This window comes from Azotobacter chroococcum (assembly GCF_002220155.1).
GTDB classification, from domain to species: domain Bacteria; phylum Pseudomonadota; class Gammaproteobacteria; order Pseudomonadales; family Pseudomonadaceae; genus Azotobacter; species Azotobacter chroococcum.
Genome location: NZ_CP011835.1, coordinates 590738 through 617500 on the forward strand (window position 1 = coordinate 590738; position 26763 = coordinate 617500).

Genomic DNA, 26763 nt, shown 5'->3' on the forward strand with positions numbered 1-26763 from the left:
TGTTCATCACAATCACCCATATTCACCTTTGCACAGGTTGCTGGATACCAGAGTCAAGCTCCCGATGGTGGGGCCGGCGCAGCGCAAGGGCGGCGGCCATCTGAGCAGTCTGGACCAGCCGTCCGGCAAAGTCCTCCCCGCTCATGCCAGCCCGTACAGCAGGAAGGCGGCCCCGGCCAGCACGGCGACCGCGCAGGCCACCAGGACGGCGCCGGCGGCGATGTCCTTGGCCGTGCCGATTTCCGGGTGCTGGCCGGGATGCAGGTGGTCGAGCAGGGTTTCCAGGGCGCTGTTGAACAGCTCGGCGACCAGCACCAGGCCCACCGCCAGGGCGAGGAGCACCCACCACAGCGGCGCCGGGCGCGTCGCCAGCAGCACCGCGAGCAGCGCGGTGGCGGCCAGCAGATGAGTGCGCAGGCTCCGCTCCCGCGCCACCGCCAGGCGCAGGCCGTGCAGGGCGAAGCCCAGGCGCTTGCCGAATGGTTGGCCCTTCATCCCCGGTCTCCTCCAGCGCTTCCGATGTCCCGTCCAGTATCGGCCAGCCGGCGGGTGCGGTCCGTCCCGCCCTGCTGCAGGCACTGGCCCGTGCCATGGACGATCCGCCACCCCCGGAGAGGATCCTGCTGGCGATGCTGGCCTCCATCGATCATCGATGGAGCAGAGCAGGCCGGCTGAGCGGACGGCGGGAGCACGAATGGCCCGGCGAACTCGCCGGGCGCTCACTACGCTGAAGATGGCATCGCCCGAGGGAGAGTTCCCATGCGCCCGGCCATCATCGAGAAAACCCCCGCCGACCTGCGCCAGACCCCCAACTGGCCGGACACCGCCGCGGCCCGCGCGGCCTTCTCCTGGCAGGTCGAGGCGACCGGTCTCTCCGGCCTGCCCGGCGGCGGGCTGAACCTGGCCTTCGAGGCGGTCGACCGGCATGCCGCCGGACCGCGCCGCACCCATGTCGCCCTGCGCCTGCTCGAACGGGGCGAGCGCCGCCGCGAGGTCAGCTACGGCGAGCTGGGCCGGCTGACCAGCCGCTTCGCCAACCTGTTGACCTCGCTGGGCGTGAAGCCCGGCGCGCGGCTGTTCGTGCTGTGCAACCGTGGCCTGGAGCTGTACCTCGGCGTGCTCGGCGGGCTCAAGTGCGGCTGCGTGGTCGCGCCGCTGTTCGCCGCCTTCGGCCCGGAGCCCCTGGAAACCCGCCTGCGCCTCGGCGAGGGCGAGGTGCTGCTGACCAGCACGGCGCTGTACCGGCGCAAGGTGGCGGCGTTGCGCGCGCGGCTGCCGCGGCTCAGGCACGTGCTGCTCTACGACGAGGACAACGGCGCGGTGCAGGTGGCGGGCACCCACGACCTGCACCGCCTGCTGGGCGAGGCCGCCGACGAGTTCGAGGTCGCCCCGACCCGCGCCGACAGCCCCTCGCTGCTGCACTTCACCAGCGGCACCACCGGCACCCCGAAGGGCGCGCTGCACGTGCACGGCGCGGCGCTGACCCACTACGTCACCGGCAAGTACGCCCTCGACCTGCATCCGGGCGACGTGTTCTGGTGCACCGCCGACCCCGGCTGGGTCACCGGCACCTCCTATGGCATCCTCGCCCCGCTGCTGCTCGGCGTCACCAGCGTGGTCGACTGCGCCGAGTTCGACGCCGAGCGCTGGTACGCCATCCTCGAGCGCGAGCGGATCAGCGTCTGGTACACCGCGCCGACCGCCATCCGCCTGTTGATGAAGGCCGGCGCCGAACTGGCGCGCAGGCACCGCCATCCGAACCTGCGCTTCGTCGCCAGCGTCGGCGAGCCGCTCAACCCCGAGGCGGTGTGGTGGGGCCAGGAGGTGCTCGGCCTGCCGATCCACGACAACTGGTGGCAGACCGAGACCGGCGGGATCATGCTGGCCAACACCGCGGCCATGCCGATCAAGCCCGGCTCGATGGGCAGGCCGCTGCCGGGCATCGAGGCGGCCATCGTCCAGCGCCGCGAGGACGGCGCGCTGGACTTCCTCGGCGATGAGGTCATCGGCGAGCTGGCGCTGAAGCAGCCCTGGCCCGGCATGTTCCGCGCCTACCTCGGCCAGGACGAACGCTACCGGCGCTGCTTCGCCGGCGACTGGTACCTGAGCGGCGATCTGGCCCGCCGCGACGCCGACGGCTACTACTGGTTCGTCGGCCGCAGCGACGACGTGATCAAGTCCGCCGGCCATCTGATCGGCCCCTTCGAGGTGGAGAGCGCGCTGCTGGAGCACCCGGCGGTGGCCGAGGCGGCGGTGATCGGCAAGCCCGACCCGATCCTCGGCGAGACGGTGAAGGCCTTCGTCTCGCTCAAGGGCGGCTTCGCGGCCGGCGCGGCGCTGCACGACGAGCTGCTCGGCCACGCGCGCAAGCGCCTCGGCGCGGCGGTGGCGCCCAAGGAGCTGGACATCCTGCCGAGTCTGCCGCGCACCCGCAGCGGCAAGCTGATGCGCCGCCTGCTCAAGGCCCGCGAGCTGGGCCTGCCGGAGGGCGACACCTCGACCCTGGAGAACCCGACATGATCGCGCCCGTCCCCTACCCGCAGGACTTCGCCCTCGGCCTTCTGCACGACATGCTGCGCATTCGCCGCCTGGAGGAGCGCGCCGCCGAGCTGTACGGCGAGGGCAAGATCCGCGGCTTCCTGCACCTGTACATCGGCGAGGAGGCGGTGGCGGTCGGCGCGCTGCATGCCCTGGCGGCGGACGACGCGGTGGTCGCCACCTACCGCGAGCACGGCCACGCGCTGCTGCAGGGCGTGCCGATGAACGCGATCATGGCCGAGATGTACGGCCGGCAGGCGGGCTGCTCGCACGGGCGCGGCGGCTCCATGCACCTGTTCGACGCCAGGACGCGCTTCTTCGGCGGCAACGCCATCGTCGGCGGCGGCATCCCGCTGGCGGTCGGCCTGGCGCTGGCCGAGCGCATGCTGGGCGGCAAGCGGCTGACCGCCTGCTTCTTCGGCGAGGGCGCGCTGGCCGAGGGCGCCGCCGCCGAGTCGCTCAACCTCGCCGCGCTCTGGCAGCTGCCGGTGCTGTTCTGCTGCGAGAACAACCTCTACGCCATGGGCACCGCCCTGGCGCGTTCGCAGGCGCAGACCGACCTGTGCGCCAAGGTCCAGGCGTTCGGGGTGCCGGCCCGCTCGGTGGACGGCATGGACGTGGTCGCCGTGCACGAGGCGACCCGCGCCGCGGTGGAGCAGGTGCATGCCGGCCACTGCCCGTGCTTTCTCGAGTTCCGCACCTACCGCTTCCGCGCCCACTCGATGTTCGACCCCGAGCTGTACCGCGACAAGGCCGAGGTGGAGGAGTGGAAGAAGCGCGGGCCGATCCACAGCTACAGCGCGCAGCTGAAGGCCCAGGGGCTGCTCGACGAGCCGGGCTTTCTCGCCCTGGAGGCCGAGGCGGCGGCCGAGGTGGAGGCGGCGGTGGCCTTCGCCGAGGCCGCCAGCCTGGAGCCGGTCGAGACGCTGATGAACGACGTCTACACCCCGGAGCGGTCGCCATGAGCCGCACCACCTACCGCGAGGCCCTGCGCCAGGGCCTGCGCGAGGCGCTCGCCCGCGATCCGCGGGTGTTCCTGATGGGCGAGGACGTCGGCCGCTACGGTGGCACCTATGCGGTGTCCAAGGGCCTGCTGGAGGAGTTCGGCGAGCAGCGCATCCGCGACACGCCGCTCTCCGAGCTGGCCTTCGTCGCCGCCGGCATCGGCGCGGCGCTGGGCGGCCTGCGGCCGATCGTCGAGGTGATGACGGTGAACTTCAGCCTGCTGGCGCTGGACCCCTTGATGAACACCGCCGCGACCCTGCGGCACATGTCCGGCGGGCAGTTCTCGGTGCCGCTGGTGGTGCGCATGGCCACCGGCGCCGGGCGCCAGCTGGCGGCCCAGCACTCGCACAGCCTGGAGGGCTGGTACGCGCACATCCCGGGCCTGAAGATCCTCGCCCCGGCGACCCTGGAGGATGCCCGCGGCATGCTCTGGCCGGCGCTGCAGGACCCCGACCCGGTGCTGCTCTTCGAGCACGGTGCGCTGTACAACCTCGAGGGCGAGCTGGACGAGCGCGAAGTGGTGGACATCCACTCGGCACGGGTGCGCCGGGCGGGCAAGGACCTGACCCTGATCGCCTATGGCGGCACCCTCGGCAAGGCGCTGTCCGCCGCCGAACAGCTGGCCGGCGAGGGCATTTCCGCCGAGGTGCTCGACCTGCGCGTGCTGCGCCCGCTGGACGACGCCACCATCCTCGCCTCGGTGCGCAGGACCCGCCGTGCGCTGGTGGTCGACGAGGGCTGGCGCAGCGGCAGCCTGTCCGCCGAGATCATCGCGCGGATCGTCGAGCAGGCGTTCTATGACCTCGACGCCCCGCCGGCGCGGGTGTGCAGCCTGGAGGTGCCGATCCCCTACGCGAAGCACCTGGAGGAGGCGGCGCTGCCGCAGGTGCCGGGCATCGTGGCGGCGGCCAGGGAGCTGCTCGGCCGGGCCTGAAACGTAGGGTGGAAAACTCGCGCAGCGATTTTCCACCGCAGCCGTGTTCGACGGTGGGAAATGCCTTCGGCAGTTTCCCACCCTACGCACTACCGCGCACGGAGGACCGATGATCGAATTCAAGCTGCCCTCCCTCGGTGCCGACATGGACGAGGGCACCTTGCTGGAATGGCGGATCGCGCCGGGCGAGGCGGTCCGGCGCGGCCAGGTGGTCGCAGTGGTCGACACCGCCAAGGCGGCGGTGGACGTGGAGTGCTGGCAGGACGGCACCGTCCTCGACCTGCTGATCCAGCCGGGCGACAAGGTGCCGGTGGGCACGCCCATCGCCACGTTGCTGGAGGCCGGGGAAACCCCGGAAACCGTGCAGCGCCCCGCACGCGTCGCGAAGCCGCCCCAGCCGGCACCTGCGCCAGGTACGGCCACGCCCGTCGCACCACCCGCCAGCCGCGCGCGGATCTCCCCCGCCGCGCGCAAGCGCGCCGCCGAGCTGGGCATCGATGCCGGCGCCCTGACCGGCACGGGCCCGCAGGGCGCGGTGAGCCTGGCCGACGTCGAGGCCGCGGCGAAACCGGCCGCGCCCGTCGACCGCCAGGCCGCCATGCGCCAGGCCATCGCCGCGGCGATGAGCCGTTCCAAGCGCGAGATTCCCCATTACTACCTGAGCGAGACGGTGCCGCTGGGCGCCGCCATGGCCTGGCTTTCGGCGCACAATGCCGGGCTGCCGCCCGAGCAGCGCCTCTTGCCCGGGGTGCTGCTGCTCAAGGCCGTCGCCCTGGCCCTGCGCGACTATCCGCAGCTCAACGGCTACTGGCAGGATGGCGCCTTCCGGGCGGCGTCCGGCATCCACCTCGGCGTGGCCGTCGCCCTGCGCCAGGGCGGGCTGATCGCCCCGGCGCTGCACGATGTGGCCGACAAGCCGCTGGAGCAGCTGATGACCGAACTGGGCGATCTGGTGCAGCGCGCGCGCAGCTACTCGCTGCGCAGCTCGGAGCTGTCCGACGCCAGCCTGACCGTCACCCAGCTCGGCGACCAGGGCGTGGACAGCGTGTTCGGCGTGATCTACCCGCCGCAGGTGGCGCTGGTCGGCGTCGGCCGCATCGCCGAGCGGCCCTGGGTGGAGGAGGGCCGGCTGTGCGTGATGCCCAGTGCCCAGTTCAGCCTGGCCGCCGACCACCGCGCCAGCGACGGCCACTACGGCGCGCGCTTTCTCGGCGAGGTGCGCCGCCTGCTGCAGACCCCGGACAGCCTGTGAGGAATCCGACGATGGACGATGCGCAGATCCGCCGCGAAGTGCTCGAAGCCCTGCAGGGCATCGCCCCGGAAGTCGAAGCCGAGAGCCTGCGCGGCGACCGCCCGCTGCGCGACGAGGTCGACCTCGACTCGATGGACTGGCTGCGCTTTCTCGCCGCCCTGCACCAGCGCCTCGGGGTGAACATCCCGGAGGCCGACTACCAGCAGCTCACCAGCCTGGATGCGCTGCTGGCCTATGTGGGGCAGCGGTTGGCGGCCGGATGACCGGTCCCTGCCGTGCCGCAGTCGCTGACCTATAGTCAGGCGACTGCTTCCCGCAGGAGACTGAATCATGAACCTCTCGCAGTTTCGCCAGCGCGGCCCCTTCGAATGGGAGCTGCCGGCCAGTGGGCGGATGCGCGTGCCGGGGGTGATCTTCGCCTCGCAGGCACTCGTCGAGGCGATGGACGACAAGGTCGGCGAGCAGGTCGCCAATGTCGCCAGCCTGCCGGGCATCGTCGAGGCCTCCTACGCCATGCCCGATGCGCACTGGGGCTACGGCTTCCCGATCGGCGGGGTGGCGGCCTTCGATGCTGAGGAGGGCGGAGTGGTGTCGGCCGGCGGGGTCGGCTTCGACATCTCCTGCGGGGTGCGCAGCCTGCACACCGGACTCGGGCTGGCCGACCTGGCGGCGCTGAAGACGCGCCTGGCCGACGTGCTCTATCGGCGCATCCCGGCCGGACTCGGCAGCACCGGCGCGCTGCGCCTGAGGCCTCAGGAGATGAACGCCATGCTGCGCGGCGGCGCGAAGTGGGCGGTCGAGGAAGGCTTCGGCAGCGAGGCCGATCTGGCGCGCATCGAGGAGTCCGGCTGCATGGCCGGCGCCGATCCTTCCGCCGTCTCGGAGCAGGCGAAGAAGCGCCAGCGCGACGAGATGGGCACCCTCGGCTCGGGCAACCACTATCTGGAGGTGCAGGTGGTCGACGCGCTGTTCGATGCGATGGCGGCCCAGGCCTACGGTCTGGCCGAGGGCGACGTGCTGGTGACCATTCATTGCGGCTCGCGGGGCATGGGCCACCAGATCGGCACCGACTACCTGCGCGCCATGGTGATCGCCGCCGCGCAGGCGGGCATCGCCCTGCCGGATCGCGAGCTGGCCTGCGCGCCGCTGAAGTCCGAGCTGGGCCAGCGTTATCTCGGCGCCATGCGCGCGGCGATCAACTGCGCGCTGGCCAACCGGCAGATCCTCACCCAGCTGGCGCGCGAGGCCTTTGCCGAGCTGTTCCCCGGCATTGCCATGCCGCTGCTCTACGACGTGTCGCACAACACCTGCAAGGAGGAGCGCCACCTCGTCGGCGGCCGGCACCGGCGCCTGTTCGTCCATCGCAAGGGGGCGACGCGCGCTTTCGCCGCCGGGCATGCCGAGCTGCCGGCGGAGTACCGCCAGGTCGGCCAGCCGGTGCTGATCGGCGGCAGCATGGGCACTTCGTCCTGGGTGCTGGCCGGCGCGGGCGGCGACGAGGAGCGCGCCTTCGCCTCGGCCTGCCACGGCGCCGGGCGGGCGATGAGCCGCCACGAGGCGCTGCGCCGCTGGCAGGGGCGCGCGGTGGTGGACGAACTGGCGGGGCGCGGCGTCCTGATCCGCAGCCCGAGCCTGCGCGGCGTGGCCGAGGAGGCGCCGCTGGCCTACAAGGACGTCGGCGCGGTGGTCGAGGCCGCTGAGCAGGCGGGGCTGGCGCGGCGGGTGGCGCGGCTCAGGCCGCTGGTGTGCATCAAGGGCTGAGCCGTGCCCGGCATGCCGGGCACCGGAAACAAAAAGCCCGGGGCGCGTGCCCCGGGCTGGACGACGAGCCTGTCGCCGGGCCGGTTCAGGCTTCGGCGTCGGTGCCCTTGTGGGTCAGCAGGCGGTACAGGTACAGGCCGACCACCGCCAGCACCACCACCTTGGACAGCGGGTCGATGTAGTCGGCGACCACATGGTATTGCCCGTGCAGCAGATAACCTGCGCTGGTCAGCGCCGCGATCCACACCAGCGAGCCGAGCGTCGAGTAGAACAGGAAGGCGCGCATCGGCATGGCGACCATGCCGGCGGGCGTCGAGATCAGGGTGCGGATCGCCGGGATCAGCCGGCCGAACAGCGTGGCCTTCCAGCCGTGGCGCTCGAACCAGGCCGAGGCGCTATCCACTTCCTGCGGGGAAATGGTCATCCAGCGGCCGAAGCGCCCGGCCAGCCGCTTCAGCCGTTCGCTGCCGAAGAAATAGCCGGCGTAGTACCAGGGCAATGCGCCGAACACCGAGCCTGCCGTTCCCGCCAGCAGCACGCCGGACGCGCTCAGGTCGCCCTTGGCAGCGGCGAAGCCGGCCAGCGGCATGATCAGTTCGGAGGGGATGGGTGGAAAGAGGTTTTCCAGGACCATCAGGAGGAATACGCCGAGGTAGCCCGTCTGGGCGATGAAGTCGACTATGCCGTCAAACATGGGAGGTCTCTTGCGCCTGCGCGCCTGGGGTTGCTGAGCGGTGTTCTGAATTACCCCTTCATGATACAGGGGCGCGGACTGCCAGGCTAAACGCTCGCACGCGCTCTTGAGGGGTTGTCAGGGGGCGTCGGTCGGATGACGCCCAGGACTGACGCCGTGGTCGATGGCCAGGCGCAGCCATTGAGGCGGGCGAGAGGGTTTGTCCTGCACGCGCATGGTCCGCTGGCCGCAACGGTATTCGATGCCTGTTCAGGAGCCGACCAGCCAGGCGCCGGCGGGAAGCTGGCGCTTGAGCGTCCGGCAGTCGCCCGGCGGCGGCTGCTGCCCCGGCGGACGGTCCGGGAACCAGATGCGGCACTTGCCCGCTGGGGGCCAGTGGCTGGTCGGAACCGACGGCGCGCTCCGGTCATGGGCCAGGCCGGGCGCGGCGTCCTGCATATCGGCAGGGGAGCGCTCCGGGCGGGACTGTCCGGGTGTGCCGGAGGGTATCGGCGCCTGGCTGGTGGTCGTGCATTGCGCCTGCTCCAGCCGTTCGCGCAGGGCGGCGACCTCGGCCTCGGCTTGCCGGCGCCGTTCGGTTTCCTCGTCGAGGCGCTGCTGCAGGGCCGCTTGCCCGCCGTCGCTGGCGCTCGGCGTGCGGTTCTGGCCGGCGGCCTGCCGGGCGGCAGCGATCAGCCAGACATTGCGCGCGCGCAGGGCGTCGTTGTCGCCGATCAGGGTGTTGGACTTGGCGGCCAGGGACCCGGCCTCCTGATAATGCCCCTGATGCAGGCGGGTCTGTCCCAGGTAGTGCCAGAGGATGGCATTGTTAGGCTCGATGCGCAGCCCCCGTTCCAGGGCGGACGCGGCCTGCTCGGGGCGCCCGGCGCTGAATTCCTCGATGGCGCTTTTCAGCAGGGCGATCACGGCCTGATTTTCCTGCGCGGCGCCGGCGGGCAGGGCCGCGCCGAGGGTCCAGAGCAGCAGGGCCGGCCACAGGCCGGAAATCCTGAAGGGTGTCTTGAGCATGGCGGGGAGGGTCGTCTCGTTTGCGGCAGGTGTGGAAAGCGGGCGCGATCATAGCGCGCCCGCTTCGTGCCGGTGCTCGCACTGCTGCCTTCGTCCGCCTGCTGCGGTGGACCGATCCGGCGCCGCTGTCGTCGCTCGACGACGTGCTCTTCGAGCATCTGTTCGGAATGCTCGGCCTCGGGACGCTGCGAACGCTGAGCAGCAGCGGGTGAGTGCGATCGCGCCGAAGTGAAAAAGTTGAGTCAAGGCCTCAGAAATTGGACGCAAGTCCCGGTCTGCTCGGCTTTTTCTTGCAAATCAGTTGGTTGGCTATCTTCTGCGAAGCGCGCGGCTGGAGGCGCTGCCTTGCCGGCCCTTGGGAGCCCCCCTCCTTAAGCATGAGGGGGCGATTGTTTTATTGATTCATGTCAATGAAAGCGGTAGTTTACAAACCAAGGGAGACGAAACAACGGCGATAACAGCGCCACACCTCGTCTCGATGGAATCGACTGGTAACGACCGCTCGTCTCGCTCTGGGGAAACCGCCATGAAAAAATTCGGAATTCTGGCCCTGACCATCGGCATGCTCTCCGTCGGTACTGTCAATGCTGCCGAAATCGTCCGGGAAGTGACGAGCGAGACCTCCGGCCAGGCTGCGGGCGGCATGAACGGCATGATGGCCGGCGCTGTCGGCGGTCCGATCGGTGCGGTGCTCGGTGCAGGCTTTGGTGCGCTGTTCGGCGGTTCCGGTCAGGAGGCCCTGGGTGCCAGCGAGCGCATCTACCTGGTGCGTACCGACAGCGGCGAACTGAAGGAATACCGCTCGCCGAACTACGTCTTCGCCGATGGCGAAAAGGTCGTGATCCACGGCAACCGCCCGCGTCCGTACGGCTGGACCCCCGAAACCGCCGACTCCTTCGCCTACAACGGCCTCTGATCCGCCGACAGGTCGAAACACCCGAGCCCCCGCCACTCCGGCGGGGGCTTTTTTATGCGTGCGATTCGGCGGCGGGGTTGGAGAGGCACTCGGAGGCGATGACACGAGACTGTTCAGAACGGCGAGGCGAGAAGCGTTCAGCGTAGTAAGATGGGCACCGTGTTCCCCGCGTGTGCGGGGATGAACCGTGAGAGTATCCGTGACGTCCTGCACCCTTCTGATGCGAGTCATCAAAGCCCATGCCCACTGGCGTTGGCGCGCCTGACCTCCTTGTTCTCCGGCTCGCCGGAGCGTATTCGCTGCTTCTCCGTTTTCTACCGACCCGCCTTATCGTCAGATGGCCCAGCGAAAAACAGCGGCTACACAAGCGGGTACGAAAGCAGAGGGTGCCAAGTAAAAAGCAGTAATATCAAGGGGTTACGCCTATCATGCTGCTGATGATCGATAACTACGATTCCTTCACCTACAACGTCGTCCACTACCTCGGCGAACTGGGAGCGGAGGTCAAGGTGATCCGCAACGACGAGCTGAGCATCGCCGCGATCGAGGCCCTGCGCCCGGAACGCCTGGTGATCTCGCCCGGACCCTGCACGCCCAGCGAGGCGGGGGTGTCGCTCGAGGCGATCCGCCATTTCGCCGGCAAGCTGCCGATCCTCGGCGTCTGCCTCGGCCACCAGAGCATCGGCCAGGCCTTCGGCGGCGACGTGGTGCGCGCGCGGGTGGCCATGCACGGCAAGACCAGCCCGGTATTCCACCGGGACCAGGGAGTGTTTGCCGGCCTCAACAATCCGCTCACCGTGACCCGCTACCATTCGCTGGTGGTCAAGCGCGAAACCCTGCCGGAATGCCTGGAGATCACCGCCTGGACGCAGTTCGAGGACGGCGCCGTGGATGAGATCATGGGCCTGCGCCACAAGACCCTGAACATCGAGGGCGTGCAGTTCCATCCCGAGTCTATTCTCACCGAGCAGGGGCACGAGCTGTTCGCCAACTTCCTGAAGCAGAATGGAGGCGTGCGCTGATGGACATCAAGCAAGCCCTGGCACGGGTGGCCGAGCGTCTTGACCTGAGCACGGCGGAGATGCAGGACGTGATGCGCCAGATCATGACCGGCCAGTGCACCGACGCGCAGATCGGCGCCTTCCTGATGGGCATGCGCATGAAGAGCGAGAGCATCGACGAGATCGTCGGCGCCGCGCGGGTCATGCGCGAGCTGGCCGCGCCGGTGCGGATCGACGCCGCGCATCTGGTCGACACCTGTGGCACCGGCGGCGACGGCATGAACATCTTCAACGTCTCCAGCGCCGCGGCCTTCGTCGTCGCCGCGGCCGGCGGCCGGGTGGCCAAGCACGGCAACCGCGCGGTCTCCGGCAAGAGCGGCAGCGCCGACCTGCTGGAGGCCGCCGGAGTCTACCTGGACCTGACCCCCGAGCAGGTGGCGCGCTGCGTCGAGTCGGTCGGTGTCGGCTTCATGTTCGCTCCCGCCCACCACGGCGCGATGAAGCATGCCATCGGTCCGCGCCGTGAACTCGGCCTGCGCACGCTGTTCAACATGTTGGGGCCGATGACCAATCCGGCCGGGGTGAAGCATCAGGTGCTCGGCGTTTTCAGCCAGGCGCTGTGCCGGCCACTGGCGGAGGTGATGGCCCGTCTGGGCAGCGTGCATGTGCTGGTGGTGCATGCCCAGGACGGTCTGGACGAGATCAGCCTGGCCGCGCCGACCTACATTGCCGAGCTGCGCAACGGCCAGATCGACGAGTACCTCGTCCAGCCGGAGGATTTCGGCATCAGGAGCCAGAGCCTGATCGGCCTCGATGTGGAGGGGCCGCAGGAGTCGCTGGCGCTGATTCGCGATGCCCTCGGTCGGCGCAAGACCGAGAACGGCCAGAAGGCCGCCGAGATGATCGTGCTCAACGCCGGTGCCGCGCTCTATGCCGCCGACCAGGCCGGCAGCCTGAAGGAAGGCGTGGCATTGGCCCACGACGCTCTGCACACCGGGCTGGCGCGCGACAAGCTGGAGGAACTGGTATCCATCACCGCCGTCTTTCGTCAGGAGAATCAAGCGTGAGCCTGCCCACCGTTCTGGAAAAGATCATCGCGCGCAAGGTCGAGGAAGTCGCCGAGCGCAGCGCCCGTGTCCCGTTGGCCGAGGTCGAGGCGCTGGCCCGTTCCGCCAGTGCTCCGCGCGGCTTCGCCGCGGCCCTGCAGGCGCAGGTTGGACGCAAGCAGCCGGCGGTGATCGCCGAAGTCAAGAAGGCCTCGCCGAGCAAGGGCGTGCTGCGCGAGCATTTCATCCCCGCGGAGATCGCCAGGAGCTATGAGGAGGGCGGAGCGACCTGCCTGTCGGTGCTGACCGACGTGGACTTCTTCCAGGGCAGCGACGCCTATCTGCAGGAGGCCCGTGCGGCCTGCGGCCTGCCGGTGATCCGCAAGGATTTTCTCATCGATCCCTATCAGGTGGTCGAGGCCCGTGCGCTGGGTGCCGATTGCGTGCTGCTGATCGTCGCCGCGCTGGGTGATGAGCAGATGCTGGAGCTGGCCGCCACCGCGAAGGAGGTCGGTCTCGACGTGCTGGTGGAGGTGCATGACGGCGCCGAGCTGGAGCGGGCGCTGCAACTGGAAACGCCGCTGATCGGCATCAACAACCGCAACCTGCACACCTTCGAGGTGAGCCTGGAAACCACCCTCGACCTGCTGCCGAAGGTGCCGCGGGACCGTCTGGTGGTCACCGAGAGCGGCATTCTCAACCGCGCCGATGTCGAGCTGATGGAGGTCAGTGGGGTGTACGCCTTCCTCGTCGGCGAGGCGTTCATGCGTGCCGAGAAGCCGGGGGCCGAGCTGCGCCGGCTGTTCTTCCCGAGCTAAGAGCCTTGCGGCCCGGCGTGTTGCGCGCCGGGCTGGCGGAGGGGCCTCAGCGGGTGCCGAAGACCACCATGGTCTTTCCCTTGACGTGAACCAGGCCTTGTTCCTCCAGGCTCTTCAGCACGCGGCCGACCATTTCCCGCGAGCAGCCGACGATGCGGCCGATTTCCTGACGGGTGATCTTGATCTGCATGCCGTCGGGATGGGTCATGGCGTCGGGCTGCTTGCACAGGTCGAGCAGGGTGCGCGCCACGCGGCCGGTGACGTCGAGGAAGGCCAGGTCGCCGACCTTGCGGGTGGTGTTGCGCAGGCGGTCGGCCATCTGCCGGCCGAGGGCATAAAGGATTTCCGGGTCCTGCTGGGCCAGTTCGCGGAACTTGGCATAGCTGATCTCCGCCACTTCGCACTCGGTCTTGGCGCGGACCCAGGCGCTGCGTTCCTTCTCGCTGCCCTCCTTGTCAAACAGGCCCATTTCGCCGAAGAAGTCCCCGGCGTTCAGGTAGGCGATGATCATCTCGCGTCCGTCATCGTCCTCGATGAGGATGGTGACCGAGCCCTTGATGATGAAGAACAGGCTTTCGCACCGGTCGCCCGCATAGATGATCGTGCTCTTGGCGGTATAGCGGCGCCGATGGCAATGGGCGAGCAGTTTGTCGTGATTGTTGAGCTTGGGTGGAAGAAGGGTGAGAGCGACCACGCGGGAGTCCCCTTGGAATGAAGATTGGTCCTTGTCGTCTGGCGTTTTTCTACTTGTGGCTTAAGTGTGCCAGTAAACTGATGGCAGCTTAACAGACGCACGTGCCATGCCGGCTCCGATTTGTGATGGAGCGAACATCTCCCCTGATCTTTCCCGTCTTTCGGGCTGCGGCGGTGGGCAAGGGGCGCTGTGCTAGAATCCGCGGCATTTTCAGCAAGGGAGTCTGGGATGAAAGCGCGCATTCAATGGGCCGGCGAGGCCATGTTCATCGGCGAGTCCGGCAGCGGCCATGCGGTCGTCATGGACGGTCCGCCGGAGAATGGCGGGCGCAACCTCGGCATCCGGCCGATGGAGATGCTGCTGCTTGGCCTGGGCGGCTGTTCCAGCTTCGATGTGGTGAGCATCCTGAAGAAGTCGCGGCAGGCGGTGGAGAACTGCGAGGCCTTCCTGGAGGCCGAGCGGGCCGGCGAGGATCCCAAGGTGTTCACCAGGATCCATCTGCATTTCGTGGTCAAGGGGCGGGGGCTGAAGGAGGCGCAGGTCAAGCGGGCTGTGGAGCTGTCGGCGGAGAAATACTGTTCCGCCTCCATCATGCTGGGCCGCGCCGGGGTGGAGATCAGCCACGACTACGAAATCGTCGAACTCGGCTGAATCCTCCCGGACATCGCGAGGGCTGCGCGGACGCTGGCGTCGTGCCGCGTGGCTCTGCATAATTCGCCCCCATTTTCAGGGGCATCGAACCCTGGCAGCACAACCATAATCGCCAACGCGAAGAGGTGTTAACCGTCCTACGCAGATGCCGCCCGCGCATCTGACGGGCATGCCCAATCACGCGGCGGGGCCGCATCGACTGAGAGTTCCCAAACGGTGAAAAGCAAACTCAAGCTCCACGGGTTCAACAACCTGACCAAGACCTTGAGCTTCAACATCTACGACATCTGCTACGCGGAAACGCCGGAAGACCAGCAGGCCTACATCCGGTATATCGACGAAGAGTACGATGCCCAGCGGCTGACGCAGATTCTCACCGATGTTGTCGACATCATCGGCGCCAATGTGCTGAACATCGCCCGCCAGGACTATGATCCCCAGGGGGCCAGCGTGACCATCCTGATCTCCGAGCAGCCGGTCGAGCCGACCGAAAGCCAGATCGAGGAGTCGCCGGGGCCGCTGCCGGAAACCATTTTGGCGCATCTGGACAAGAGTCACATCACCGTGCACACCTATCCGGAAATCCATCCGGTCGATGGCCTGGCCACCTTCCGGGTGGATATCGATGTGTCCACCTGCGGGGTGATCTCGCCGCTGAAGGCGCTCAATTACCTGATCCACCAGTTCGACTCGGACATCGTCACCGTGGACTATCGGGTGCGCGGCTTCACCCGCGACGTGGAGGGCCGCAAGCACTTCATCGATCACGAGATCAACTCGATCCAGAAGTATCTCTCCGCGGATACCCGTGCGGCCTACCAGATGACCGACGTGAACGTGTATCAGGAGAACATGTTCCACACCAAGATGCTGCTCAAGGACTTCGACCTGGACAACTATCTGTTCGGCGATGCTACCCGCAACCTGTCCGGCGAGCAGCGCAAGCAGGTGGAGGAGCGTCTGCGCCACGAAATGCTGGAAATCTTCTATGCGCGCAACATGCCGCATTGAGACGCCGGCGGGCCTCAGGCCGCGGATCTAGAGAGCACGAAGGGCGCCATAGGCGCCCTTTGTCTTGCTCGATACCCTGTGCCATCAGATCCGGTAGGTGGTCTTGGTCATCACCTTGGACAGCAGGGACATGCCGAACTTGACCGGCGCCGGGAAGCGCAGGCCGCCGGCCTCGAGGGCGGTCGCGGCATGCTGCCGCTCGTCGATGCGCATCTGCTCGAGGATGGCGCGGGATTTCCGGTCTTCCGCCGGCAACTGGCCCAGGTGGTCGTCCAGGTGCTTGCAGACCTGGTCCTCGGTTGCCGCGACGAAGCCCAGGCTGATCCGGTCGCTGATCAGACCAGCCGCTGCGCCGATGCCGAAGGACAGGCCGTAGAACAAGGGGTTGAGCAGGCTGGGTCGGCTGTCCAACTCGCGGATGCGCTGTTCGCACCAGGCCAGGTGATCGACTTCCTCGTTGGCGGCCTGCTCCATGGCGCTGCGTACCTGTGGCAGCCGGGCGGTCAGCGACTGACCCTGGTAGAGCGCCTGGGCGCAGACCTCGCCGGTGTGATTGACGCGCATGAGGCCGGCGACATGCCGGGCCTGGCCGGCATCGAGCTGGGTTTCCGGTTCGCTCTGGGCCGGAGACGGGCGATAGGGCTTGCCGCTGAAGGGCAGCAGGGTGCGCAGGGCTGCATCGGCCTGCAGCAGCAGGCGGTCGGCGGCCGAATAGTGGCGTTCGTTGGCCATGGAACCTCCGGAGAATTCATGCCGGGCAGTTTGACCCGGGCAGGGTGGCGCTTGGGGAGGGCGCCGCGGCTGCGGCGCTGGGCCGTTCAGCCCGGTGGCCAGTGCATCTGGCGCTGGCCGAGCACATGCATGTGGATGTGGTAGACGGTTTGTCCGCCCTGCTCGTTGCAGTTCATCACCACGCGGAAACCTTCCTCGCAGCCCTGCTCCCTGGCCAGGCGCTGGGCGGTGAAGAGCATGTGTCCGGCCAGCAGCCGGTCTTCTTCGCTTAGGTCGTTGAGGGTGGCAATGTGCCGCTTCGGAATGACCAGGAAATGCACCGGCGCCTGCGGGCCGATGTCGTGGAAGGCGACGACCTGATCGTCTTCGTAGAGCTTGCGCGCAGGGATCTCCCCGGCGGCGATCTTGCAAAATAGACAGTCCACGGACAGTCTCCCTGCCTGTTGTGAGGTACTCCGAGTTTAACGGGGGCGCTCCACAGCAGCCAGAGGGCTGATGTGGAACCAGGGTGGAGCAAGCGTATCGGACGGGGATTGAACCGTGTGCATTCAGAAGGGGCGCACCACGACCAGGATCACGATGGCCAGCAGGAAGAGCACGGGAATCTCGTTGAACCAGCGGAAGAACACATGGCCGTGCGGGGTTTCGCCGCTGGCGAAGCGCTTGAGCTGGAGGCCGCAGGAATGGTGGTAGCCGATCAGCAGAAGGACCGCCGTGAGCTTCGCGTGCATCCAGCCTTGACTGAAGTAGTAGCCTGGGTTCAGTGCGATGAGCCCTGCGCCGAGCAGCAGGGTGGCGATCAGCGAGGGATTCATGATGCCCCGGTAGAGCTTGCGCTCCATGACGCAGAAGCGCTCGCGGCTGGTCTGGTCCTCGCTCATGGCGTGGTAGACGAACAGGCGCGGCAGGTAGAAGAGTCCGGCGAACCAGCAGACGACGGCGATGATATGCAGGGCTTTCAGCCAGAGGTAGAGCATGGGGCACTCCCGGTAGCGGTAAAGTCGGAATACTAGTGGCAGGCGGTGGCGCACGTCATCCGGGCGGTTGGCCGGCTGCCGGCCGGGGCTTTATCATCGGCACCCTTTCAGTGGCTTGAGGCGAGGGCGGGTTTATGGTCAAGGTTGGTATCGTTGGCGGCACGGGCTACACCGGGGTCGAACTGCTGCGTCTGCTGGCGCAGCATCCCCAGGCGGAGGTGGCGGTGATCACCTCGCGTTCGGAGTCGGGGGTGAAGGTCGCCGATATGTACCCGAATCTGCGCGGCCATTATGACGAGCTGGCCTTCAGTGTGCCGGACAGCACCATTCTGGGCAGCTGTGATGTGGTGTTCTTCGCCACGCCGCATGGCGTCGCCCATGCCTTGGCCGGCGAGTTGCTGGCTGCCGGCACCCGGGTGATCGACCTGTCCGCCGACTTCCGGCTGCAGGATGCCGAGGAGTGGGCCCGCTGGTATGGTCAGCCGCATGGTGCCCCGGAGCTGCTGCCGGAAGCGGTTTACGGCCTGCCCGAGGTGAATCGCGAGCAGATCCGCACGGCACGCCTGATCGCCGTCCCCGGCTGTTATCCGACGGCGACCCAGCTGGGCTTCCTGCCGTTGCTGGAGGCCGGTCTGGCCGACAACGCACGGCTGATTGCCGACTGCAAATCCGGGGTCAGCGGCGCAGGCCGCGGGGCCAAGGTCGGTTCGCTGTTCTGCGAGGCCGGCGAAAGCATGATGGCCTACGCGGTGAAGGGCCACCGTCACCTGCCGGAAATCAGCCAGGGCCTGCGTCGTGCGGCCGGGGGCGAGGTCGGGCTAACCTTCGTGCCGCACCTGATGCCGATGATCCGCGGCATCCATGCCACCCTGTATGCGACCGTCGCCGACCGTTCCATGGATCTCCAGGCGCTCTACGAGAAGCGCTACGCCAACGAGCCCTTTGTCGATGTGATGCCGGCCGGCAGCCATCCGGAAACCCGCAGCGTGCGGGGGGCCAACGTCTGCCGCATCGCCGTGCACCGGCCGCAGGGCGGCGATCTGGTGGTAGTGCTGTCGGTGATCGACAATCTGGTCAAGGGAGCTTCCGGGCAGGCGGTGCAGAACATGAACATCCTCTTCGGTCTGGATGAGCGGCTTGGCCTGGCCCATGCCGCCTTGCTGCCCTAATCACGAAGAGGATGGCCCTGCCCGGCCGCCGGTAAGGCCCGCTAATGGGGCGGATTGGCAGGCAGTCTGTTGACCGGGTTTTTCGCGCAGGTGGATAATCCGGTTCAATGTTAGTTAGGGCGCATGGCGCCGGGGAGTCACCAGCATGACCGTTGAAACCTTCACCCCGACTCCGTTGCTCTTTACGCCGGGGCCGCAAACAAGGTGAAGACCCTGATCAGCGAGGAAGGCAATCCGCGGCTGAAGCTCCGTGTATTCGTCACGGGCGGGGGATGCTCGGGATTCCAGTACGGATTCACCTTCGATGAGGAGGTCGCCGAGGACGACACCATCGTCGAGCGAGAGGGCGTCAGCCTGGTCGTCGATCCGATGAGCTTTCAGTATCTGGCCGGGGCCGAGGTCGATTATCAGGAGGGGCTGGAGGGTTCGCGCTTCGTGATCAAGAACCCCAATGCCGCGACCACCTGTGGCTGTGGCCAGTCCTTTTCGGTCTGAGGCTGCATCTGGTTAGTTGAAACGCCACCTTCGAGGTGGCGTTTTTATTGGTTCATCGCATTTTCCCGGGGAAGGCGGCCTTGATTTTCAGGAAAAAGTAATCGGAGTCCCTGAAGCCATAGGCCATGCGCTTGATCACCTTGATCCGGTTGTTCACCCCCTCCAGCAGGCTGGTGTGCATGTGGAATCGTGCGCTGGCGAGGATGCCCCGGGCATAACGCTGGAGGTTGCGGGCAAAGCGCTGTAGCGGCGCCAAGCCGCTCTCCCGTGCATGCCTTAGCCAGGCTCGCCAGCGCCGCCAGCCCTCCCGTACGCTGGGCGCGTACCAGACCTCCTTCAACGCATCCTTGAGCACATAGACCGTGGCCAGTGGCTGGTTGGCTGCCAGCAACTCCTGCAGTCGAACAGCATGATCCTCCTTCAGGTTCTCCCGGTTGCGCAGCAGCAGCCAACGACTCTGCTTGACCACTTGGCGAGCGGGCTTGTCATGGCGCAGGGCATTGGCCTGGTCTACCCGGATGCGGTCGATCACGTCGCGTCCGTAGCGGGCGACCACGTGGAACAAGTCGTACACCACCTCGGCACTGAGGGCAGTGCTGTTTCACTTCCAGATCGAAGGCCGTGTTCATGTCCATCGCCACGGCTTCGATCTGCTGGCAGCGCTCGCCGAGTTGCTCGAAGAACGGGCGTATGGCCTTGCGGCTGTTGCCCAGGCCGACCCACAGGACGCGGGTACGTTCGGCATCCATGATCACCGTCGCGTAGCGATGGCCTTTGTGCAGAGCAAACTCGTCCATCACCAGACGGCGCACATCGCCCGGTTCGAAGGTGCCGAACGCCGCTTGCAGCCGCCGCTTGTCCAGCGTCTTGAGGGTGTGCCAGTGCAGCCCGGTGAGCCGGCTGACATGGCTGATGGGCAGCAGCTGCAGCAGGCTTTCGATCCAGGTGCACAGCCGGCGGGTCAGCCGCGAAGCCGGGGCCAGCCAGGAGATGGGTTCGGTAACTCGCCCACACGTCAGGCAGTCCACTCGACGCACGGGGAGTCGCAGCTGGACGCGCTGATCGAGCAGATCCCGGTCGCGAACGAGGCGAATGCGTCGGTCATGGACCAGGGGGCTGGGCTGCTGACAGCGACCACAGCGTGGCAGGTCGGCCGCTCGAGGTTCGAGGGTCAGCGTAAGGGTGTTTTCGGCGGAGTGGCTGCAGGCTACGACGTCGTAGCCTGGCCAGAAAGCAGCAAGATCAATAGGATGCACGATGACAGCAGGGGGCAGGCGTTGGTGTGTTTGGCGACTGCCAATTTACCTGCTTCCCTGTCTGTCAATCCGCTCTTCCCCACGATCCCGCGAAGAACCTTTTATTTGTCTGCGCGCCGCCTCGGGGCTCAGGCAGGATAGATGGCGCCCAGGATTCGCGGCCCTTGCGCACCGGTCACGCTAGGCCGGTTGGCGGGTATGCCTTCCAGGCAGCAATGGGCCAGCCAGGCGAAGGCCATGGCCTCGATCCAGTCCGGGGAGATCCCGTAAGCCTCGGTGCTGGCTACCCTGGTAGCAGGCAGCAGCTCGGCCAGTCGCTTCATGAGCGTTCGATTGTGGGCTCCGCCACCGCAGACAAGTAGCTCATCCGTTCTGTCCTGAGCTGCTTGCAGGGCGTCGAAGATGCTGGTGGCGGTAAGCTCGAGCAGGGTGGCCTGTACATCCTCCGGCATCATGGCTGGCAGTTTGGCCAGTTGCTGGCTCAGCCATCTCATGTTGAACAGCTCTCGACCTGTGCTTTTCGGGCCTTGAGTCAGAAAGAAGGGGTCGCCAAGCAGTGTCTTCAGCAGGATCGGCTGTACCTGGCCGCTGGCTGCCCAGTTGCCGCCACGATCGAACTCGAGGCCTTGCTGGTGCTGAATCCAGGCGTCCAGAAGAACATTGCCGGGACCGCAATCGAAGCCGTAGACCTGTTTTCCTGGCTCGATCAGGGTCAGATTGCTGAAGCCGCCAATGTTGAGGATGGCACGCTGGCTGTTGTCGTCTGCAAATAGCGCCTGATGGAAAGCCGGTACCAGTGGGGCGCCCTGGCCTCCGGCGGCCAGGTCGCGTCGTCGGAAGTCGCTGACGACGCTGATGCCGGTGCATTCAGCCAGCAAGGCCGGATTGCCGATCTGGATGGTGACGCCCTGTGCTGGGTGATGGCGAACGGTTTGTCCGTGGCTACCGATGGCGCGAATCTGAGCGGGTTGGATACGCTGCTGTTTGAGCAGGCTGTCGATTCCCTGCGCGGCCAGGCGCACCCAGTGTTGCTCGGCAAGTGCTGCCCGCACCAACTCATCGGGGCCAGGAGAGCAGAGGGCCAACAGATCGGTACGGAGATCCGCGGGCATGGATAAATAGTGCGTACCGAGGAGGCGGGTATGGGTATCCTCCTGGTCGATGAGGGCGATGTCTATCCCATCCAGGCTGGTGCCTGACATCACCCCCAAGTAAAGCGCCATGTCAGCGTTTGTCCATGGCCAGCATCGTGGCCTTTTCCTGATTCATTCGCGCCATCAGCGGTTGAGTCTGCTGCAGGAATCGCTGCTTTTCGCCTCGGACGATCGGGTCGGCCATGCGCAGTTTCTGCGACAGAGGGTCGACATGGACGCCATTGATCTGGAACTCATAGTGGAGGTGAGGTCCAGTCGATAGGCCTGTGGTCCCAATATAGCCAATGATCTGGCCTTGTTTGACGGTGCTGCCCGTACGGACCCCTTTGGCAAAGCCTTGCATGTGTGCATACAGGGTTTGCTGGCGGTTACCGTGCTGGATGATCACGGTATTGCCGTAGCCGCCCTTGCGGCCTGCGAGCTTCACCTTTCCATCGCCGGTCGCGCGAATCGGCGTACCGCGAGGAGCTGCATAATCAACGCCTTTGTGGGCGCGGATCTTGTTGAGAATGGGATGGCGACGGCCATTGGAAAAGCGTGAGCTTATACGGGCAAAGTCCACAGGCGTACGGATAAAGGCCTTACGCATGCTGTTGCCGTCGGCGGTATAGTAATTGGTGGCGCCTTGCTTGTTGGTATAGCGAACGGCAGTGTAGGTTTTGCCTCGATTGACGAAGCGGGCGGCAAGAATATTGCCTTGCTGCAGACGTTTGCTGCCAAGGCGCTTTTCCTCGTAAATCACCTCGAACTCGTCGCCGCGTCGGATGTCCTGAGCGAAATCGATGTCGTAGGCAAAAATGTTCGATAGGGTCAGGGCCATGCTGTGGCTGAGACCGGCCTTCTTGGCTGCGGGAAAGAGGGAGCTGTCGATGACCCCTCGCGCATAGACGGTGCGCATCTCGGGTTTGACAGTCTCATGCTTGACGGAAAACCCTTGGGCAGATTTGCGGATCTCTATGGTTTTCAGCTTGTCTAGCTTGGCGTGCAGGGCTTGCAGTTCGCCATGGGCGGCAAACGTGAATTCAAACTTTTGCCCGGCTTTGATGTGCCCCAGCTGCCTGGCTGCTTCCTTGCTGCTGCCAAGGATTTCCTGCAGGGTGGAGGCAGGAACTCCGGCCTTGGCAAACACGGTCGAAAGGGTATCGCCCTTGCCTGCGGTAACCACTTTGGGGGATGCCGGCGCGGAGGGAGCTGTCGCTACGGTGGCGGAAGGAGCATCTCTTCCTGTCTGCTGAGAAGGCTGCTCTGTGGACTGCTCCGTGGTGACGGGTTGCCTATCCATGGAGCTTTCGAGCATGGCAAAAGGCAGCGCCGCTGCGTCGATGGACGGCGATTCTGGCTCTTGATCGTCTGTTTTTTCGATTTGGCTCGAAGCACTCTCCATTTCTGGATGAATGAAAGGCTTCTTTGCCTCGACCTCCCGCGACGGGAACACCAGCAAGGCCAGGCTTAGCAGCGCTGCTACACCACTGGCAGCCAGGATATGGCTTTTGGGGTAGAGCGGGGCTTTGGTGTCTTTTTGAGTCATGGCAGAGGGTGTTTAGGTTACAGTAACTGCCTAAAATATAATCAAACTGCCTATGAGGCAACCCTGAAAGGCGTGTGGCAGAGTAGTGGCGCTATTAAAGGTCCCGGCCCAAACAGCAATTGGGTTCGGTGCTGGGCATTGGTGCAGGCCCGCATGCGCCGCGTGCCGACGCTTAGTTGGCTGCTGTCGTTCTGCTGTATCAGGTTCAGCGCCGCGCGGCCAGATTGCTGGTCGAGTGATCCTTGCGGCTGTGATTGGCATCCTCCCCCAGAGCTGCACAGCCAGCACCCAGTGCTGGTTGTTCTCGATGGCCCACTGCTCGTGCGCCATGCCGGCAAACCACTCCAGAACGCCAATCGAGCTCAGGAAATAGTGGCGCTCGCGTGTTTCCTGGCCGCCCACTTGGTGAATTGACTCCAGTCGCCCCAGTGCCGTCAGCTCCTTCCGCTGGGTCCGCGGCGCCAGTCAGAGACTGTGGAAAAACCACCTGACGCGATGTTTCGGCGGAGTAAGCACGAACGTTTGGGGAGGCGAGCGATGACAGGCGACAGCGGGAAGTTGCTCGAGGATCTACCGATTCCGGACGCAGCACCATTGCGCCGGAGATTCTGTTGTCGCTGTGGCTTTATGCGACGCTGGAAGAGGGCGGCAGCGCGTGGGCGCTGGCGCAGCTGTGCGAGACGCACGATGCCTATCGCTGGCTGTGTGGTGCGTGCCGGTCAACCACCATACGCTGTCGGACTTCCAGGTGGGCCAGGGCGCGTATTCTGGGCGAGTTGCTGACGGCCAGCGTGGCGAGTCTGCTGGCCTGTGGCGCGGTAACACTCAAACGTGTGGCGCAGGATGGGATGCGCGCGCCGGGGCGACATCGTTCCGACGCAAGGCGCGGCTGCAGCATTCCAGGCGCAGGCGCGCCAGCAGGTCGAGGCGTTCGGCGCGAAGTGCATGACGATCCGAAAGCCACCAGCCGGCGTCGACAAGCGGCGCGAGCAGCGCATTGCTCAGGCGCTGGCCCAACTGCCGAAGCTGGAAGGGATCAAGCAGGCGCAAGGGAAGCCAGCCGACACGGCGCGGGCCTCCACCACCGATGCCCAGGCCCGGGTGATGAAGATGGCCGGCGGCGGCTTTCGTCCAGCGTACAACGCGCAGCTGGCCAGCGACACGGCCAGCCAGGTGATCGTGGGCGTGGACGTCGCCGACAGCGGCAGCGACCAAGGGCAGATGGTGCCGATGGTCCGCCAGATCGAACAGCGCTATGCGCACCGCCCGCCGGAGCTGCTGGTGGACGGCGGTTTCGCCAGGCTCGACGACATCGGGACTCTGGCCCTGGGCGCCACGGTGTATGCGCCGGTGCCGGAAACCCAGGGCCCCGCGGGTGATCGGCATGCCCCCTGTTCCGGCGACATCGGTCCCATCGCCGCCTGGCGACAACGCATGGGTACGGACGCCGGCAAGGCGGTCTACAAGGAGCGCGCAGCTACTGCCGAGTGTGTCAACGCCCTGGCGCGCAACCGCGGTTTGCAGCGCTTCAATATGTGTGGGCTCGACAGGGGCGGGAGTATGCTGCGTATGCGCTGGCGCGCAATCTGATGCGGATGCTCGAACTGGTGTCCGGGTTGGCGGCAGGCATGGGCGAAGTGGTCTGAAGCGGCGGAGGCCCCCGGCCAACCGCCCGCGCGACGCGTCCGGAAGGCTTCGGCAGGTCCGCCGCATTTGCCACGCCGAGCTTGGGTGAAAGAGCCGCGGTGACCCACTCTGCTTCCAGGGTGTTCGGCGCTCATCGCCGCCTCCCAAAAAGTCGAAAACTTGCGAAGTAGGGCTGGGGTTGGGCGGAATGAGAGGCGCTCGGAAAAGTTTCATCGGCTACCGGTAGTCGTCGCCCAATGCAAGAGGGAGGTAGCGCGATTGCCCTGTCTGCTGAGCCTTGTAATTTGCGGGTAATCTTGTAATGTTGCTACCTTTTCCTTTTGTGGCTGATGGGTTCTCATGAGGTCGATTGAAGAGCAGTTGGCGCTGATCAAGCGCGGTGCAGATGAAGTCTTGGTCGAGGCTGAGTTGGTCGAAAAGCTGAAAGGTGGCCAGCCGCTGCGAGTCAAGGCAGGTTTTGATCCCACTGCTCCGGATCTGCATCTTGGGCATACCGTACTCATCAACAAGCTGCGCCAGTTTCAGGACTTGGGGCACCAAGTGATTTTCCTTATTGGCGACTTCACCGGAGTGATCGGTGATCCCAGCGGTAAAAGCGCCACCCGGCCACCTTTGACTCGTGATCAAGTGTTGGAGAATGCTGAAACCTACAAGGCTCAGGTTTTTAAGATCCTTGATCCGAGCAAGACTGAGGTGGTTTTCAATTCTAGCTGGATTGAGCAGCTGACCCCTGCTGACTTTGTTCGGCTTACCTCCCATTGCACGGTGGCGCGCATGCTTGAGCGCGACGATTTCAGTAAGCGTTACGCTGCAAATCAGTCGATCGCAATTCATGAGTTTCTTTATCCTCTGGTACAAGGATATGACTCGGTTGCCTTGCATGCCGATGTCGAGCTGGGGGGGACGGACCAGAAGTTCAATCTGTTGATGGGGCGCGAACTGCAGCGTGCCTATGGTCAGAAGTCTCAGTGCATAGTCACCATGCCCCTGCTTGAGGGGGTAGATGGCGTGAAGAAAATGTCCAAGTCACTGGGCAATTATATCGGCATTCAAGAGTCGCCTGGCATCATGTATGGCAAGCTGGTGTCCATCCCTGATTTGTTGATGTGGAGGTATTTCGAGCTCCTGAGCTTTCGCTCGATGGAGGAAATCGAAGCCTTTCGGCTCGATGTCGACCGGGGAGCCAACCCGCGGGATATCAAGATCAAGCTGGCTGAGGAAATTGTTGCTCGTTTCCATGGCGAAGAGGCGGCGGTCAATGCTCATCGTTCGGCTGGGAATCGCATGAAGGATGGTGAACTGCCTGAAGACTTGCCTGTAATCGAATTGCTCTCGACAGAGGATATGCCGATTGCTGCTGTTCTGAATAAGGCAGGCTTGGTCAGGAACGCTGCTATGGCGCGTGATCTGCTCGGCTCCGGCGGGGTGAAGGTGGATGGTGCTGTGGTTGATCGCAGCTTCTTGTTCCAGCGAGGTGCGGCGCATATCTGTCAAGCGGGTAAGAAATCTTTCGCTAGGGTTGTCTTGAAGGCTGAGTAATATAGCAAGGGGCTGGTCATGTGGACTTGCCTCTATCAAACTAGACACCGGCACCCCGTTAAGTTAATGCCTTTGCCAGGCGCCTGAACTCCCGCGGCGAGCAGTGTTTCAGGGCGCTATGCGGATGCTGTTCGTTGTAATGCTCGAAGGCAATGGCCAAGTTGCGCAGCGCCGTCGCTCGATCTGGCTTGGGTATATGGGTGATATAGCCGCGCTTCATCGTCGCCGTATAGGTTGAGCTGTTGTCGCTCAGCCATTGCAACGGCGTGGCAGGCAGCTGCTGGCCAAAGCGCTTTTTCACGGACTCCAGCATGATGTCGCGGATGTCGTCGCCACTCACTGTAGTCATGGAGGCTGGCCACCCAGCCGATGGCTTCGCGGTCGCAGCACTCCCGGACGAAGGTCACCAGTAGCCTGGCGCCATCCTCACGGCAAAACTCGAAGCCATCGGAGCGCCAGCGAGTATTGCTCGCCGACACGGCCACCCGCCCCTCATGTGACGCCGCGCTACGCCCGGTTGCTTGCGTCGCCGCTCCAGCAGCGGGTTGTGGTCGCGCATGACGCGGAAAACCCGTTTCACATTGACCGGCAGCTGACCCTGTCGCTCGTGCTGCCGGTGCAGCAGGCCCCAGGCGCGACGGTAACCATGGCTGGTCAGCGCGCTGACGACTGTCTGTATCTGGGCTACCAAGGCTGCATGTTCGACGACGCCGCTTTTTCGGCACGACAGAGGGTAGTCAGTGCTGGCGAGGCCGTGGTTCCGGCTTCCGAACTGGCTGATGCGTTGAAGCAGGCTCGCGAGCTGCAGCGGCTGCTGGGCAAGAGGACGATGGAAGCGGAAATCCTCAAGGAAGCTGTCGAGGTGACCCGCTCGCGAAAATGGATTGCGCACTCACCCTTTTTGCCGGGGGACGCCCAGTGAAAGTCTCGGTATGGC

Annotated in this window: 25 protein-coding genes and 4 pseudogenes; 18 read left to right on the forward strand and 11 right to left on the reverse strand. The window is 65.7% G+C overall.

The annotated features are described in order from the left end of the window. Positions 1 to 141: 141 nt before the first annotated feature. Positions 142 to 495, reverse strand: a complete 354-nt coding sequence (locus ACG10_RS02750) for a diacylglycerol kinase (protein ID WP_089167043.1) — start codon at positions 493 to 495, stop codon at positions 142 to 144. A 264-nt stretch (positions 496 to 759) separates the two neighbouring features. Between ACG10_RS02750 and acsA the strand changes: the two genes are divergently transcribed. The 6 genes from acsA to ACG10_RS02780 all read left to right on the forward strand — a co-directional run bounded on the left by acsA (position 760) and on the right by ACG10_RS02780 (position 7490). Further along, on the forward strand, positions 760 to 2520 hold the full coding sequence (gene acsA, locus ACG10_RS02755; RefSeq protein WP_089167044.1) for an acetate--CoA ligase: 1761 nt from the start codon (positions 760 to 762) through the stop codon (positions 2518 to 2520). Next, positions 2517 to 3503 (forward strand): pyruvate dehydrogenase (acetyl-transferring) E1 component subunit alpha, encoded by a 987-nt coding sequence (pdhA, locus tag ACG10_RS02760; protein ID WP_039801622.1) that lies wholly within the window; start codon positions 2517 to 2519, stop codon positions 3501 to 3503. Before acsA ends, pdhA begins: the two co-directional genes overlap by 4 nt. After that, positions 3500 to 4477, forward strand: coding sequence for an alpha-ketoacid dehydrogenase subunit beta (locus ACG10_RS02765; RefSeq protein WP_039801624.1), 978 nt, complete (start codon positions 3500 to 3502; stop codon positions 4475 to 4477). Before pdhA ends, ACG10_RS02765 begins: the two co-directional genes overlap by 4 nt. A 109-nt stretch (positions 4478 to 4586) precedes the next feature. Beyond that, positions 4587 to 5729 carry a dihydrolipoamide acetyltransferase family protein gene (locus ACG10_RS02770; protein WP_089167045.1) on the forward strand — a complete coding sequence of 381 codons (1143 nt, stop codon included), beginning with the start codon at positions 4587 to 4589 and terminating at the stop codon, positions 5727 to 5729. Between the two features lie 11 nt (positions 5730 to 5740). Continuing rightward, positions 5741 to 5992: an acyl carrier protein gene (locus ACG10_RS02775; protein WP_089167046.1), complete on the forward strand. Its 252-nt coding sequence runs from the start codon at positions 5741 to 5743 to the stop codon at positions 5990 to 5992. 67 nt (positions 5993 to 6059) lie between these two features. Continuing rightward, positions 6060 to 7490 carry an RtcB family protein gene (locus ACG10_RS02780; RefSeq protein WP_089167047.1) on the forward strand — a complete coding sequence of 477 codons (1431 nt, stop codon included), beginning with the start codon at positions 6060 to 6062 and terminating at the stop codon, positions 7488 to 7490. Between the two features lie 85 nt (positions 7491 to 7575). Here ACG10_RS02780 and ACG10_RS02785 read toward each other — a convergent pair whose 3' ends face one another. Then, positions 7576 to 8184, reverse strand: a complete 609-nt coding sequence (locus ACG10_RS02785) for a DedA family protein (protein WP_089167048.1) — start codon at positions 8182 to 8184, stop codon at positions 7576 to 7578. 249 nt (positions 8185 to 8433) lie between these two features. Beyond that, the gene (locus ACG10_RS02790; protein ID WP_089167049.1) at positions 8434 to 9192 is read right to left on the reverse strand and encodes a tetratricopeptide repeat protein; all 759 of its coding nucleotides are present in this window, start codon (positions 9190 to 9192) and stop codon (positions 8434 to 8436) included. Between the two features lie 20 nt (positions 9193 to 9212). Between ACG10_RS02790 and ACG10_RS02795 the strand changes: the two genes are divergently transcribed. From ACG10_RS02795 to trpC, 5 genes are all read left to right on the forward strand, one after another. Further along, positions 9213 to 9404, forward strand: a complete 192-nt coding sequence (locus tag ACG10_RS02795; protein WP_089167050.1) for a hypothetical protein — start codon at positions 9213 to 9215, stop codon at positions 9402 to 9404. A 314-nt stretch (positions 9405 to 9718) separates the two neighbouring features. Further along, positions 9719 to 10108: a hypothetical protein gene (locus tag ACG10_RS02800; protein ID WP_157731363.1), complete on the forward strand. Its 390-nt coding sequence runs from the start codon at positions 9719 to 9721 to the stop codon at positions 10106 to 10108. Between the two features lie 428 nt (positions 10109 to 10536). After that, complete coding sequence (locus tag ACG10_RS02805; RefSeq protein ID WP_089167051.1) at positions 10537 to 11130, forward strand: aminodeoxychorismate/anthranilate synthase component II; 594 nt, start codon at positions 10537 to 10539, stop codon at positions 11128 to 11130. Further along, entirely contained in the window at positions 11130 to 12176 is a 1047-nt protein-coding gene (gene trpD, locus ACG10_RS02810; RefSeq protein WP_089167052.1) for an anthranilate phosphoribosyltransferase, read from the forward strand. The genes ACG10_RS02805 and trpD overlap by 1 nt, the downstream gene beginning before the upstream one ends. Further along, a complete protein-coding gene (gene trpC, locus ACG10_RS02815) occupies positions 12173 to 12973 on the forward strand; it encodes an indole-3-glycerol phosphate synthase TrpC (RefSeq protein WP_039801636.1) in 801 nt (266 codons plus the stop codon). Before trpD ends, trpC begins: the two co-directional genes overlap by 4 nt. A 46-nt stretch (positions 12974 to 13019) precedes the next feature. Here the strand turns inward: trpC and crp are convergent, their stop codons facing one another. Further along, the gene (gene crp, locus ACG10_RS02820; RefSeq protein ID WP_039801637.1) at positions 13020 to 13667 is read right to left on the reverse strand and encodes a cAMP-activated global transcriptional regulator CRP; all 648 of its coding nucleotides are present in this window, start codon (positions 13665 to 13667) and stop codon (positions 13020 to 13022) included. A 228-nt stretch (positions 13668 to 13895) separates the two neighbouring features. Here crp and ACG10_RS02825 point away from each other — a divergent pair, with 228 nt between their 5' ends. Further along, a complete protein-coding gene (locus ACG10_RS02825) occupies positions 13896 to 14318 on the forward strand; it encodes an OsmC family protein (protein WP_039801639.1) in 423 nt (140 codons plus the stop codon). A 216-nt stretch (positions 14319 to 14534) separates the two neighbouring features. Then, complete coding sequence (gene speD, locus ACG10_RS02830) at positions 14535 to 15329, forward strand: adenosylmethionine decarboxylase (RefSeq protein ID WP_039801640.1); 795 nt, start codon at positions 14535 to 14537, stop codon at positions 15327 to 15329. A gap of 84 nt (positions 15330 to 15413) precedes the next feature. Here speD and coq7 read toward each other — a convergent pair whose 3' ends face one another. From coq7 to hemJ, 3 genes are all read right to left on the reverse strand, one after another. Beyond that, the gene (coq7, locus tag ACG10_RS02835) at positions 15414 to 16061 is read right to left on the reverse strand and encodes a 2-polyprenyl-3-methyl-6-methoxy-1,4-benzoquinone monooxygenase (RefSeq protein ID WP_089167053.1); all 648 of its coding nucleotides are present in this window, start codon (positions 16059 to 16061) and stop codon (positions 15414 to 15416) included. An 86-nt stretch (positions 16062 to 16147) separates the two neighbouring features. Continuing rightward, positions 16148 to 16486, reverse strand: coding sequence for a histidine triad nucleotide-binding protein (locus tag ACG10_RS02840; protein WP_089167054.1), 339 nt, complete (start codon positions 16484 to 16486; stop codon positions 16148 to 16150). A gap of 123 nt (positions 16487 to 16609) precedes the next feature. Next, positions 16610 to 17038 carry a protoporphyrinogen oxidase HemJ gene (hemJ, locus tag ACG10_RS02845; protein ID WP_089167055.1) on the reverse strand — a complete coding sequence of 143 codons (429 nt, stop codon included), beginning with the start codon at positions 17036 to 17038 and terminating at the stop codon, positions 16610 to 16612. Positions 17039 to 17172: 134 nt separating this feature from the next. Here hemJ and argC point away from each other — a divergent pair, with 134 nt between their 5' ends. Together argC and erpA are read left to right on the forward strand one after the other, a co-directional pair. After that, positions 17173 to 18207 (forward strand): N-acetyl-gamma-glutamyl-phosphate reductase, encoded by a 1035-nt coding sequence (argC, locus tag ACG10_RS02850; RefSeq protein ID WP_089167056.1) that lies wholly within the window; start codon positions 17173 to 17175, stop codon positions 18205 to 18207. 145 nt (positions 18208 to 18352) lie between these two features. After that, a pseudogene (gene erpA, locus ACG10_RS02855) lies at positions 18353 to 18702 on the forward strand (iron-sulfur cluster insertion protein ErpA). Between the two features lie 52 nt (positions 18703 to 18754). Here the strand turns inward: erpA and ACG10_RS02860 are convergent. The 3 genes and pseudogenes from ACG10_RS02860 to ACG10_RS02870 all read right to left on the reverse strand — a co-directional run bounded on the left by ACG10_RS02860 (position 18755) and on the right by ACG10_RS02870 (position 22640). Then, a pseudogene (locus ACG10_RS02860) lies at positions 18755 to 19958 on the reverse strand (ISL3 family transposase). A 128-nt stretch (positions 19959 to 20086) separates the two neighbouring features. Beyond that, positions 20087 to 21181 (reverse strand): anhydro-N-acetylmuramic acid kinase, encoded by a 1095-nt coding sequence (locus ACG10_RS02865; RefSeq protein ID WP_089167057.1) that lies wholly within the window; start codon positions 21179 to 21181, stop codon positions 20087 to 20089. Position 21182: 1 nt separating this feature from the next. Next, positions 21183 to 22640, reverse strand: a complete 1458-nt coding sequence (locus tag ACG10_RS02870) for a peptidoglycan DD-metalloendopeptidase family protein (protein ID WP_089167058.1) — start codon at positions 22638 to 22640, stop codon at positions 21183 to 21185. Between the two features lie 581 nt (positions 22641 to 23221). Between ACG10_RS02870 and ACG10_RS02875 the strand changes: the two are divergent. After that, positions 23222 to 24286: pseudogene (locus tag ACG10_RS02875) on the forward strand (transposase); the annotation flags it as partial. A gap of 340 nt (positions 24287 to 24626) precedes the next feature. Beyond that, positions 24627 to 25826, forward strand: a complete 1200-nt coding sequence (gene tyrS, locus ACG10_RS02880) for a tyrosine--tRNA ligase (protein ID WP_089167059.1) — start codon at positions 24627 to 24629, stop codon at positions 25824 to 25826. Positions 25827 to 25884: 58 nt separating this feature from the next. On the opposite strand, the gene ACG10_RS02885 is transcribed toward tyrS, so the two are convergent. After that, positions 25885 to 26175 carry an integrase core domain-containing protein gene (locus ACG10_RS02885; RefSeq protein WP_089167060.1) on the reverse strand — a complete coding sequence of 97 codons (291 nt, stop codon included), beginning with the start codon at positions 26173 to 26175 and terminating at the stop codon, positions 25885 to 25887. Between the two features lie 387 nt (positions 26176 to 26562). On the opposite strand from ACG10_RS02885, the pseudogene ACG10_RS02895 reads away from it, so the two are divergent. After that, positions 26563 to 26753, forward strand: a pseudogene (locus tag ACG10_RS02895) (IS3 family transposase); the annotation flags it as partial. Positions 26754 to 26763: the final 10 nt, after the last annotated feature.